Source organism: Roseibium album (assembly GCF_001404515.1).
Classification (GTDB): Bacteria; Pseudomonadota; Alphaproteobacteria; order Rhizobiales; family Stappiaceae; genus Roseibium; species Roseibium album.
The window spans coordinates 651,511-664,253 of record NZ_CXWE01000004.1 but is presented as its reverse complement, the minus strand read 5'-3'; the positions used below and the strand labels follow the sequence as shown (position 1 = coordinate 664,253).

Sequence of the window (12,743 nt, the reverse complement as noted above, 5' to 3'; positions counted from 1 at the left end):
CAAGAAGAACAACAAGGGCAGGGGCTCATGACGAAGCCAAAGACCAACATGACCCGCCGGGGTGTTCTGGGTGTTCTCGGCCTTGGTGCGCTGACGGCCGGCTGCACAAGCACAGCGCCGTCTGCCTTTTACAGCCTGACCTCTGCAGACGTCGACGGACTTCAGGGCAGGTCCAGCCGTGTCCAGGTTCTGGTGGCCCCGCCGCGCGCCCTCAAGGCACTGGATACGAGCTATATTGCCGTCGTCGACAAGGGCCCCATCTACAGCTACTACCCGAAGTCTGCCTGGGCGGACACGCTTCCGAATGTCGTGCAGCTCAAGCTCATGGAAACGCTGCAGAATACCGGGCGTTTGCGCGGCGTCGGCCTTCCCGGAGACGGCCTTTTGATCGATTACCAGCTGCAGACCGAGATCCGGGCGTTCGAGCTTCAGGTTGCCGGGAACCGGGGTGTGGTGGAAATTTCCGCGCGCGTCGTCAACGACCGCAATGGCCGGACTGTGTCGACCAAGGTCTTCCGCGCTGAAACGCCTGCCGGCAGTTCATCCGTCGACAAGGCCGTCGAGGCCATGAACACCTCCGCCGACCGCGTCTTTGCCGAAATGGCCGCCTGGACGCTGAAGAACGTTTGAGTTGAAACGCTCGTTAACTCGAAGACTCTTTTTCATACAGTTCGATTAGCCTCTGAAAGGTGCGTTGACTAGCAACTGCATCCTAGAAGTGTAGTGGCGTTGAAATTCGTTCGTTGATAGTCTGTTGATTATGTTGGCGTCTTCCACCCACAGTAACCATTGATCACCAACTTGAATCGAATTTCTTCAAGCAGTCTTTGTAGACTTCAGAATGAAGCTGTACTCGCCACGAGTTTCGTCCTCGGCTGAAAATATGCCAACAAACCCCTGTTGCAGTTCTGGCGCCGTCTGCACTTTAAATCCAGCAATCTTTACATATGAAATGGCAATTTTTGCCAACGTATCGATTGGAGACACACCCGCCTCAACATAGTTTTGGAGATTACGAAGCGCGTCATCATGAAACGGATTAGGATCTGTTACCTTCACCTTTGCTCCTTTTGGGGATATCATGGGTTTTCACAACTATTGATACTACAATTACGCCCGATTAAGTTTCCATGATTGAAGTTTTGAAATCTGACATGCGACCTGATGCACTTGAACTTCCATCCAGTCAGATGCCTCAACTCGCCACATTCAAGGTCGTGAATAAAAGTGTTGAGCGCATATTGTGCTTCAATTTTTGAAGATGAAATCACCAACGGCAACACAAATTTAGCTGGCAATCAGGCTATGAACAAACAGTGCCTGCCATAAGATGCTGAAGCCGTTGCGTCAATGAAATCTACAATCAGAAGATACACACCTTTAACTTGTGCTCTTGTCAAAGATTGATAATTGTATGAGCGAGATAATGATCGATTCGAGCGAAAAGAATAAAAATCAATTGTAATTACAGCTAGATGTTTGTGGGTGCAATGTGCAGTTTTTTCGCTGCAGTTGCAATCATCGCGTTTATTGGCTCGCGTCAATTGTTTCAAACTTGATGGACGTTCAATGATGGAAATCAATACCTGTCACAGACGCAAACTGCACTTTGTGCACAATCCCAAAGCTGCAGGCATGAGTTTTCGAAAGTGGCTTGGATTGGACAACGGCGTGAATCACGGATTCCCAACAAGCAACACTCCTGTCGAAATCTGGAACGCTTACACAACGATCGTAGTGGTTAGAGATCCTATTGAACGCGCACTTTCGGGGTATAGGCACTTAACAGGAGAAGACTATACAGGCGCCTTCCGAAGGTTGTATCCAGACTTGCCATCCTGGGATCCTCTAACCTTCTTTTCGCGAATGTTTAACGAGCAAATTTTTGTTGTTGGTCCGCAGTTCAAATATGCAATGCATTTACATTCGAACAAGGCTCCTGATTTTTTGCTCAAATTTGAAAATCTTGACACTAGTGAATTAGCCAATCGTCTGAAAATTCAAGAACCCTTCCCAAAGGAGAATGTGACGAAGTCTCGGTTTCAAGTTCCTGTCTCTGAAGATCTATATCTAGCTCTAATTCAACACTACCGTGTCGATTATTTGCTTTATAACTACAGACCTAAGCCATACGATAACTTCATGCGTGAGCAAGAAGTGTTAGCAGAAGCAAGTTGATGCATTGCGAGTTTTCCACTTGTTGTGAGTAGCGGCGTCAACTCTGGAATTCGCTCCTTATGAGTCACTGGTAGATTTCGAACACTTCTTGCAAGTCACCCGCCGCTTGTGTCCGTAACAGACGTTTCCGCGGCTTTGACAGCGACACGCGTAGTTGCCGTTTTCGTGCTCGAAGTCTTCCTGCCTTTCACGCCGCGTTTGTTGCCGTTGCCTGTCATGATGAAATTGCTGCCTCCGCTGTGATCGCGCCCTTCGATGTAGGAAATCCAGGTACCGGACGTTGCCTTCTCGCACCGCTGCCGGATTGATGCCAACTCTTCTTCGGTCATTGCATCCTCGTCGTCAAAACCGCGTTTCATTGAGACTTCCAATCTACCCGTGGGATTGCCAGCAGAAAGATACAAGCAAATTCAGATCAACATCAGGGACAGCGCCGGGACAGCAATCAGAAGTGCCAGACGCAGGATGTCGGCTGCCCAGAAGGGCAGGACACCGGCAAAGATGGTCCGGAGCGGCACGTCGGTGAGGACGGAGCGGAGAACAAAGACGTTGAGGCCGATAGGCGGTGAGATCAGGCTGATCTCGGTCACGACGACGACGACAATACCGAACCAGATCAGCACCATTTCCGGATCGCTCAGGATGCCGGTACCGAAATCCAGCGAGGTCACCAGCGGAAAGAAGACCGGGACGGTCAACAGGATCATCGACAGGCTCTCCAGCACCGCGCCGAGCACGATGTAGATCAGCACCAGTATGAGCATCACCACATAGGCGTTGACGTCCAGCGATTGGACAAAATTCAGCAGGGCGTCAGGGACACCCGCATAGCTGATGAAATTGGAGAAGACTTCCGCCCCGATGATGATGGCAAAGATCATCGCCGTGGTCCGCGCGCAGTTGAGCGCCGCGGTGAAGAGTTTCTCGAAGGTGAGACCACCTGACAGGAAAGCGATGATCAGCGCCGTCGCAGCGCCGATGGCCGCTGCTTCGGTGGGCGTGAAAAACCCGCCATAGATGCCGACCATGATCACGGCGAAGAGTCCGAGTACGGCAAGCACCCCCCAGATGTCCTTGCGGTCCAGCGCGATGTCCTCATGCTCGGACGGTGCGAGTCCTGGCCTCAGGAGAACAGTCACATAAACAGCGGCGAGGTAGAAGAGAACGCCAAGAAGACCCGGAATGATCCCGGCAATAAAGAGTTTGCCGATGTCGGCTTCTGTCAGCAGACCGTAGATGATCAGGATCACGCTCGGCGGGATCAGAATACCGAGCGTTCCTCCGGCGGCAATAGAGCCGGTTGCGAGACTGTCGGCATAGCCTGCCTTGCGCATCGAGGGCATGGCGACCTTGGACATGGTCGCGGCTGTTGCAAGCGAAGAACCACACACAGCGGAAAAGCCGCCACATGCGACGATGGAAGCCATCGCAAGACCGCCGCGCATGCGGTGCAGCAGGCTGTGCGCTGTGCTGAACAGGGACTGGCTGACACCCGAAATGGTCAGGAGATTGCCCATGAGGATGAAAAGCGGGATCACCGACAACGTGTAGGACAATCCCGTGTCGAATGCGGCGTTGCCGAGAAGATTGAGGGCCGCGTTCCAGTTGCGCAGGGCGGCGAACCCGGCGGTCCCGACAATGATCATCGCTACGGCGATCGGGACGCGCAGCAAAACGAGGCCGAAAAGGGCAATAAATCCAATCAGAGCTTCAAGCACGTATCAGGCCTTTTCACGCAAACGCCGGAGCGTCCAGAAGATGGCTACGACTGCGGATATGGCAAAGGACGCAGTTCCGAGCCAGCCGATCAGGTAAAGCGGGATTTCGAGCGAGTCCGTCACCTGCTCCCGGCGCTGCAGCTTCTCGGCATGTTCGGAGAGTTCCAGGGCAACGATTGCAAAAACGGCCACGGTCGCCACACCGGCACAGACCGCACCCAGATACTTCAAGGCCTTGCTTTTGAGGCCGTCCAGCAACTCCACCTCGATGTGTTCACCGGCTGCCGTTGTCAGCGGAAGGGCGAGAAAAATCAGTGAAGCCAGCAACAGCTGCGTCAATTCGTATGCACCGTTCACGGGACTGTTGAACAGGTAGCGGGCGACCACATCCAAACAGGTGAGACCGATCATGGCCGCAAGCACAAGCAGACAGGCAAAACCGAGCAGGAAGGTCGCTCCGCGCCGGAGACTTTCGAAACGGCGCGGAGCTGTATTGTCAGGTCCTGACGGTGTCATCAGTTGCTGATACCTGTCTGGTCGCGCATATCGGCTAGCGCGGCAACACCGTCAAATCCTGTTTCCTCCACGGCATCGGCCCAGGCGGCTTCGTGTTTGGCTGCCAATTCCCTGATCTTGTCCAGAACCGGTGCAGGAGCGTCATAGACCTCAATTTCCTTGTCGGAGATGTAGTCTGCGCCCCGCGCATCGGAACCATCCCAGACACTTCCGGCAAGCTCGGCGAGCGCTGCACCGGATACCTTTTCAATTGCCGCCTTGTCTGCGTCCGACAGGCCGTCCCAGATATCCTCGTTCATCACCATGAACCAGGACGTGTTGTAGATACCACCGGGAACCTTCATCGAAGACTTGATGTAGTCCGTGAGCTTGAAGGCCTGAAGGGCTTCGACCGGGAAGGTCACTCCGTCGATCACACCTCTGGAGAGCTTTTCGTAGACTTCACCCGGTCCCATGAACTGGGTGGTTATGCCGAGGTCCTGCGACAGGTCGGCGATGTAGCCGCCCGGGGTCCTGATCTTCAGGCCGGAGAAATCCCCGGGGGTTTCGATCTTGCGCTGGTTGTTGTGGAACATGCCCGGGCCGTGGATCCAGAGACCCAGCAATTTGGTGCCCTGATGTTCGTCCTGCGCGTCGAGTTTTCCCGCATAGACATCCCAGTAGGCCTTCGAGCCCTCGGTTGCCGTGTCGGCGATGAAGGAGAACTGGCCGATGCGGGATCGCAGGAAACGGTCATCGCGCGTGAAGGAGTGCAGGCCGTAAGTGATATCGGCAACGCCATCGGCGGCAAGATCGTAATGCGCCGGAGGCGGTCCGAGCGGCTTTGGCAGGATGCGGACAGTTACGCGACCGTCGGTCGCTTCTGCAACCTGTTCCGCCCAGGGCTGCATGACGCCGGTGACGATCGGATGCTTCGGCGGCAGCCAGGAAGACAGCACCAGTTCATCTGCAACTGCACCTGAAAATGCACCGGACAGGGCCGTTGCCGTCAGGCCGGCCAGAATCGAAAGACACTTGATGGATTTCACAGTTTTCTCCTCCCGTTTGCCGACTGAACGCCGATCGCTTGCTGATCTGAAGCGATTTCAGACCGCGCAACACGAAAATAGTTGCAAATGAAACTAAGTCAATCGTAAAATCATTCCACCACTGTTTAAATCGACCGAGAACCAATGACTGACGCAGAAGAAACGGAAACCGAAACCATCTTGCGCACGCGAAAAACCGCCGGGAGTCCGGAGGAGGCGGGCACCGTTTTCGAACTGGAAAAATTCTTCCCCTACCTGGTGCGCGTTTTTTACAACGATGTCACAAGTGCCCTGTCAGCGGTTTATCAGCGCGACTATGGAATGATGCCGGCAGAATGGCGGACGATGGCAATCCTGGGCTCAGCATCCGGTGGCCTTCAGGCTACTGAAATTGTTTCGCGGTCCTCGATGGACAAGGTTGTCGTGAGCCGGGCCGTGAAGCGCATGAAAGAACGCGGCTACCTTATCCGCGAGACACATTCGGAGGACGGAAGAAGCTTTTTGCTGCAACTGTCGAGCGAGGGCAGGGCAGTCTACCAAGATCTTGCCCCGAAACTGCTGGATGTTGAACGCAGGATGCTGCAGGGCCTTTCGGATGCCGAGATTGCCGACTTTCTGACCGTCGCTCAGCGTATCCGGGACAATCTGGCGGTAGAGGCAGGGGCTGAAAACTGATCCCGGATCTTTGGATTCAAAGACAATCTATCGGGTAAGGACATTCAGCTTCTGACTGTGGCGGGCGGCCAAGGAAGTAACTGCTGACGGTCGTTCCCCACCCGTGAATTCCCGTCATTCCTGCAAGAGCAGGGTTTCATTGTCTTCGGACAGATGGTGTACCTGGACCCTGAATTTTGATGCGTTGCGACAGGGCCAATAATTGCGCTGGAAGATCAATCGTCAGCTCGCACGAACCCAAATTTACCGGACATGCAAAAGTGATGACTGCGAATGGCGCCGTATGCTCTTCGTTACCAGGGTGGGGTTTCAAGCCGGACAAAAAAAGGCGGCCATCGGCCGCCTTCTTCGATTCATGTGAGGGATATCCTAGTCGAGGCGACCACTAGCATGGGCCAGCATCGTATAGACCTTACCCGTGTCTGATGTGAGGTAGGTCTGGCCGAGCATGTTGTCCCGGTCGTTGCGTGACACCTGGGCCAGCAACTGTTCGAAGTCGGCAACATACCGTTCTACAGCTGTCCGGAATTCCGGATCCCTGGAATACTTCTGACGGATTTCGTCAAAGGTCTGCTGTCCCTGAAGCGTGTACAGGCGGCGGGTGAAGACATGCCGTTCGCCGTTCCGGTACCGGTTCCACAGATCGATGAATGTCTCGTGATCGATCGCACGTGCAATGTCGACCGACAGGGAATTGAGACTTTCAACTGTCTGCAGCGGGGTCCGTCCGACGCTGGTGTCGGCGCTTGCTTCGTCATCGTCGCGCGACGCGCGGCGAAGCAGATCCGCAACCCAGCCCTTGCCACCGGGATTTCCGCCTTGCGGCTGTGCGGTCTCCTGTCGCCGGGTTTCTGTTGGCCGGTTCTGCTGTGCGGGCCGCTGGTCACCGGCAGATGACGCAGGTTGCTGAACAGGTGCGGCAGGCGCATAACTTGCCGACGCGGCAGATTGCGGAGCAGGGGTTGCGCTGGCGACGGACTGCGTCTGAGGTCGCGAAATGTCCAGGGTGTTGGATTGCTTGGCAACAATCTCGGACAGTTCGGTCAGGGCTCGGATCTGCTCGTTCACCACCTTGCGCAACGCCGCGGAAGATTCTTCCGCTTCTTCAGGCAGATTGAGAACACCGAGTTTCAGCTCGTTGCGCGTTGCTTCCAACTCGCGGTGCACGTCACGGGCAACATCGCGCATGCGGCCGGCCGCGTCATTGAACCGATCGGAGGCGTCACTGACCGTACGGGTCATTTCCGAAATGATGTCGTCCTGTGCGGAGCGAATGGCATCACGAGCCTTCTGACCCTCCATGCCTGCTGTCAGGCGCATGGATTCGAATTGCTCGGCAACCTGGTTGGAGGCCGCTTCCGCCGCTGCTCCCAGCATATTCGCTGCTTCACGTGCCCGGTCATCGGCCGATTCCAGCGTGTCGGACAGTGTCTGGGTAAACGAGCGCATCAGCGTGTCGACCGCTTCGGTTTTCGACAGCAGCGTATCGGCAACTTCCTCGATCGCGGTTCGGCGTTCTGCAACGCGGCCTTCGACCGACTGGTTGGTGTCTTCCAGATGACGCGCCGCGCGTGTCAGTTCTTCGGACTGATCGCCGAAGCGTTTCGTCAGGTTCTGGATATCCGCCAGTGTTGTCTGGGTAACGTCACGCAGGTTGGATACCTGCTCGTCGATGAGTGTTGTGGTCTGGGTGGTCTCCTGAACCGCCCGGTCGACAGCGGAGCGGAATTCTCCGGCGCGGCGGGCGAGGTTCCCCTCCACCTCGTTGAGATTTTCCCCTGCAGCCGTGACGATGCTCTGAAGATTGGCGTTCGACGTCTCTACCTTGTTGAGGATTTCCGTAACGTCGGCTTCAAGGCGGTTCTTCGTGTCACTGAGGAGCGACGCTGCCTGATCGCTGCGCTCGCTGATGCTGGCAATGATACGGTCGCCAGCCTCAACAAGTGTGCGTGTCGCATCCAGTCCGGTATGTGCAAACGTGTCGGTGACATCCCGGCCCTTGACCGTGATTGCATCGAGGATTGCCCCATGAACTTCGGAGAGGCGACCTGTGAGATCGTTGGCGCGGGTTTCGATGGCATTGATCAATTCGTTGCCGTCTGTTCCGACAATGCGTGCAAGCTCTCCTGAGCTTTCGCCGAATGCCTGGTTCAGAGCCGTTGCCTTTTCAAGCAGTTCGTTGGCGACATCGTTGCCACGTCCCACCAGAAGGTCGGCCGCTTCGGAGACCGCGCTGTTGACCCTGGCACGCACGATGCCGGCCTCGCTCGACATCTGGCCGCGGATTTCTTCCAGTGTGTTGGTCAGTGTGATGCGTGCCTGCTCGCTTTCTGCGGACAGGTTGCCGGAAATCTCGGCAATGAGGCCGGAGAGATTTGTGCGAACCTTTTCGCTTTCGCCGGTGAGCGAGCCTGTGAAATCGGCAAGCGTGCCTGCATAAAGTGTACGGGCTTTCTCGCTTTCAGCGGCCATGGCGCGCGCTGCATCGTTGACGGCGGAAAGAACCAGTTCGCGGATCTTCGCGCTTTCGCCGGACATGGCCCCGGTTGCCTGATGCATTGCCGTGCTAACCGTGTCGGCAGCTTTCTGGCTCTCGCCAACGAGCACACCACGGGCTTCACCGACGGAACCAAGAACGATCTGGCGCATGCGATCGCCTTCGCCGGACAGTTTTTCCGTGGCCTGATTAAGCGCGCTGTCGACGATGTCGACGGTCTTGGTGCGTTCGTCGGACAGGGATTGTACGGCTGCAGTGGTTGCTTCCTGGACCACGTCGCGAAGGCGTGTGCTCTCAGTTGAAAGCGTAGCGCCGGCCTCGGCAATCACCGTCGTCAGGATATCGCGTGCGCGCTCGCTCTCGCCCGTCAATGTGCCGGAGATGCTCTCCAAACGCTCATTGAGGAGGGTTTCGAGCTGTGTTGCACGGCTGTCGAGCGTTTCGGCAACTTCAAAGACCTTTGCACCGAGGGAAACGTTGATCTCCGCAATGCGCTCCGACAGGGATTCCGTCAGTTGTTCGCTTTGCTTGCCGAGAACGTCGCCTGCTTCAGACAGGCGGTTGTCGAGAGCGGTCGTCATTTCCTCCTGGCCATCGACAAAGGCCTTGGCGATTTCCTTCGTCCGGGAAATCAGGGTCTCGGAAATCTGTCGCGCACGGGCATCGAGTGTCTCGTCGATCCGGTCCGTTCCGCTTGTCATGGATGTGGAAAGGAGTTCCGCCTTTTCCGCCATGGAAGCAGCGGCACCATCAACGCGTTCGGACAGTGTCTCACCGATTTCGGCTGCGCGGTCCGCAAGCGTGTTGCCCGCTGTCTCGATCCGCTGACCAAGCTGCAGGGTGATTGCGTCCGAGCGATCCGCCAGCACATCCGTGATGTTGCGGGTCTTTTCCTCAAGCGCATCGCTGATGCCGGTGGTCCGGTTTTCGATGGCACTCGCGAGGATCTGCGTGCGCGCTTCAAGCGTAGCTTCGAAAGTGGCGGTGCGCTGGTCGAGTGTCAGATCCAGCGTGTTGATGTGGCCGCCGAGCGCGCCATCCATGGTGGAAATACGTTCGCTCAGGGAGCGGTCCATGGAGGACAGGCGATTTTCCAGGGCGGCATCCATCGTGGTGACGCGAGCACCGAGCGAGGCATCCATGGAGTTGAAACGGCTCTCCAGAGTCGTGTCCATGAAGGAAATCTTTTCGCCCAGCGACATGTCCATCGAAGTGAACCGCTGTTCCAGAGAAGCGTCCAGAGTGCTGATGCGATCCGTAAGCGTCGCATCCATGGACGTGAAGCGATGCTCAAGCGATGTGTCCATCGTGCTGATACGGTCGCTCAGGGTTGCATCAATCGCGCTGTAACGCTGGTCGAGCGACGCATCCATGGCTGCAACGCGATCACCGAGGGATGCATCAAGGGACGCAATGCGATTGCCGAGAGCAGCATCCATTGCCACTCCACGCTCGCCGATTGAGGCATCTATCGCAGCAGCCCGTTCAGTCAGGGTTGTGTCGATTGCCGCAAGGCGGTCACCAAGCGTGGATTCCATCGCTGCCGCATGGCCACCAAGCGAAGCATCCAGTTCCGCGGTGCGGTTTCCAAGCGTGGCGTCGACTGCAGAGAGCTTGTCGCTCAGTGAGGTTTCAATTGCGCCCACATGATTGTTGAGCGTTGCATCCAGGGTTGCTGCATGCCCGCCAATGGCGGCATCCACCGACGCAAGACGTTCGCTCAGCGATGCATCTATGGCTGCCGCGTGGCTGCCGAGAGATGCATCGAGATTTGCCGCGTGTCCGCCGATCGCCGCATCCAGTGATGTGGCGTGTCCACCGATCGTCGCGTCCATTGCCGCGATGCGGTTGCCGAGCGACGCATCCATCGTGTCGATGCGCGATGCGAAGGTGGTATCGAGGGTGGAAAGACGGGAATCCATCGCTTCGGACAAGAGAAGCGATTTCGTGTCGAAGGCATCGATAAGCTGCCCGCCACGATCTGTAACGATCGTTTCCAGTTCAGTAAGTCTGGAGGAAAGGCCCTCCTGAAGGGCACCACCGCGCACTTCCAGCGTATCGGAAATCTGGGCACTGACCTGATTGATATCGTGGGCGACGCGGTCTCCACGGCTGCCGATGAGTTCGGCGAGCTGCGTACCAGTATCTGCCAGGGTCTGGGTGAGCGAGCCGGTCTGTTCGCCAAGGCCGACGGCAAACTGATTGGAGACGCTTTCCAGAGTGTTGCGGAAACCGACGGTCTGCTGCTCGAGCATGGTCGCCATTTCGTTGCTGCGGGCAGTGAGGCGCTCGTCCAGCTCCGTTCCGTTGATGGAAATGGCGGTGTAGATGCGCTCGGAAATGTTGTCCAGTTTCTCGGCAAGTTCGCCGCCGCGCACCGAAATGGTCTGAGTGAGGGACCCGGCCGTCTCATCAAGCTTGGCTGCAATTTCACCGCCACGCAGGGAGAGGTCGACCACAATGCTTTCGCCGGTTCCACGCAGGATTTCGGCAACTTCAGTCGAACGGCTGGAGAGCGTCTCGACAATTTCCGCGCCTCGAATGGAGATCGTGTCGGTGACTGCTTGTCCGCGTTCGGAAATGCTCTCGGTGACCTGCTTGCCCGTTACCGCCAGAGACTCGTCCAGGCTGGTCACGCGGGTGTCGACTGTTGAAACGAGTTCCTCTGTCCGCGACGTGATCGTGTCGATCAGGCGACCTGATGTCAGGGAAAGGTTGGCGTTGATTTCTTCGCCGCGCGCCGTGATGACGTCGCCGACGGTGATCCCGGTGTTCTCAAGCGTCGTGCGGAATTCATCTGCCTTGCTGCTGAGTGTGGAAATGACCGATGTGCTGGAGGAAGACAGTGTCTCGTTGATTTCGCTTCCGCGAAGCTCCAGTGTGTCGACAAATGTGGTGGCGGTTTCGGCAAACCGTTCGTTGACCTGATTGCCGCGGTCGGAAAGTGTTTCCCACATGGTCGCGCCGGTCTCGGCAAGATTGTCCACGAGCTCGTGGCCGGTGAGGGACAGGCGGGAAACATAGTCTTCCGCACGTACGGTCAGGCTGTCGACGAGTTCGTTTCCGGAGGCATTGAGTGTCGCGCCGAGGGATTCAATCCGGCTGTCGACGGTCGATGTCAGTTCCTCGACACGACTGTTGACTGCTTCGATCATGCGATGGGAGGCCTGATCCACCGTCTCACCGAGTTCACCAGACGTGCTTGAAAGCTGCGAGGAGAACTTCTCGTGTGCCCCGGCAATTGTCTCACGAACCCTTTCGGCATTCATCACAATGGATTCACGCTGGCTGACGAGTTCCTCGATCAGACCGCGGATCTTGAGTTCATTATCATTATAGGAACGCTCGAGTGACGATACCTCGTTGTGAACGAGCACTTCCAGTTCACTGGCGCGAGCAATAGCGCGCTCGATGCCGTCTCCCATCGCGGCGACTTCCCGCCGGATGGCCTGGCCGACGCTGAGAATGGATTCCTTGGCCATGTCCTCGGGTTCGGCGAGACGCAGCGCCACTTCGGTCATGCCTCGGGCGACGATGCGCATTTCCTGCGCACGCCAGATCATCATTGCCATGACGAAAAAGAAGATGATCGGAACGAGAATACCGACAGCTGCCAGGATCATCTCCGGCGAGGAGAGCAGGGCCTGAGGATCGCCAAGGGAAGTGACCTTGTCGGAGAAGGCAGACATGAACAGGCTTATGCCGAGCGCCGCCCAAAGGGCGCTCAAGGCAAGTGCGCCCCAGAACGGAGCCGAAGACGGCCGGCGTTGCAGCGCATAAATCAGGTTGCCGATGCTGCGACGGTCATCGTTGGCTGCCGGGGGACGTCCGCCCCGACCGCGCCTGCGGGAGGCACGCTGTTCCTCGCGGGGAGGTTCGCTTTGCGTCGGCGGTTGAGGCTTGCGCTCCGGATCTGCTTCCGCAGCTGCGCTTGCTTCTGGTGCCGTTTCCTCGAAGTTAAAGGTTGCATCCGGGCCACCGAAATCGAGTTTCAGGGCTTCTTCAACTGCTGACAGTGCTGCTTCCGCCGGATCTTTAGCCTTTGTCGGATTTGCCATTTAAGATCGCCTCACGTCCGTACTCATTACACGCCGGTTTAACCCGACAGCCACCACATGCAGCTGTTTGCCG

The 12,743-nt window shown here is 56.8% G+C and carries 9 protein-coding genes; 3 read left to right on the top strand and 6 right to left on the bottom strand.

Annotation, left to right across the window (positions count from 1 at the left end; translation table 11 throughout):
- The first annotated feature begins 27 nt into the window (after positions 1-27).
- Positions 28-630 (top strand): ABC-type transport auxiliary lipoprotein family protein, encoded by a 603-nt coding sequence (locus LA5095_RS16395; RefSeq protein ID WP_055117005.1) that lies wholly within the window; start codon positions 28-30, stop codon positions 628-630.
- 186 nt (positions 631-816) lie between these two features.
- Here LA5095_RS16395 and LA5095_RS16390 read toward each other — a convergent pair whose 3' ends face one another.
- The gene (locus LA5095_RS16390; protein WP_144436014.1) at positions 817-1,059 is read right to left on the bottom strand and encodes a hypothetical protein; all 243 of its coding nucleotides are present in this window, start codon (positions 1,057-1,059) and stop codon (positions 817-819) included.
- A 510-nt stretch (positions 1,060-1,569) separates the two neighbouring features.
- On the opposite strand from LA5095_RS16390, the gene LA5095_RS16385 reads away from it, so the two are divergent.
- Positions 1,570-2,178 (top strand): sulfotransferase family 2 domain-containing protein, encoded by a 609-nt coding sequence (locus tag LA5095_RS16385; RefSeq protein WP_055116666.1) that lies wholly within the window; start codon positions 1,570-1,572, stop codon positions 2,176-2,178.
- A 95-nt stretch (positions 2,179-2,273) separates the two neighbouring features.
- Here the strand turns inward: LA5095_RS16385 and LA5095_RS16380 are convergent, their stop codons facing one another.
- The 4 genes from LA5095_RS16380 to LA5095_RS16365 are packed head-to-tail and all read right to left on the bottom strand — an operon-like array spanning position 2,274 to position 5,440.
- Positions 2,274-2,537 (bottom strand): hypothetical protein, encoded by a 264-nt coding sequence (locus LA5095_RS16380; protein ID WP_144436013.1) that lies wholly within the window; start codon positions 2,535-2,537, stop codon positions 2,274-2,276.
- Between the two features lie 51 nt (positions 2,538-2,588).
- Positions 2,589-3,896: a TRAP transporter large permease gene (locus LA5095_RS16375; RefSeq protein ID WP_055116662.1), complete on the bottom strand. Its 1,308-nt coding sequence runs from the start codon at positions 3,894-3,896 to the stop codon at positions 2,589-2,591.
- Between the two features lie 3 nt (positions 3,897-3,899).
- A complete protein-coding gene (locus LA5095_RS16370; protein WP_055116660.1) occupies positions 3,900-4,412 on the bottom strand; it encodes a TRAP transporter small permease in 513 nt (170 codons plus the stop codon).
- On the bottom strand, positions 4,412-5,440 hold the full coding sequence (locus LA5095_RS16365) for a TRAP transporter substrate-binding protein (protein WP_055116657.1): 1,029 nt from the start codon (positions 5,438-5,440) through the stop codon (positions 4,412-4,414). The genes LA5095_RS16370 and LA5095_RS16365 overlap by 1 nt, the downstream gene beginning before the upstream one ends.
- Positions 5,441-5,584: 144 nt before the next feature.
- On the opposite strand from LA5095_RS16365, the gene LA5095_RS16360 reads away from it, so the two are divergent.
- Complete coding sequence (locus LA5095_RS16360) at positions 5,585-6,115, top strand: MarR family winged helix-turn-helix transcriptional regulator (protein WP_082442441.1); 531 nt, start codon at positions 5,585-5,587, stop codon at positions 6,113-6,115.
- Between the two features lie 369 nt (positions 6,116-6,484).
- On the opposite strand, the gene LA5095_RS16355 is transcribed toward LA5095_RS16360, so the two are convergent.
- Entirely contained in the window at positions 6,485-12,670 is a 6,186-nt protein-coding gene (locus tag LA5095_RS16355; protein ID WP_055116655.1) for an apolipoprotein A-IV repeat region-like domain-containing protein, read from the bottom strand.
- Between the last annotated feature and the right edge of the window lie 73 nt (positions 12,671-12,743).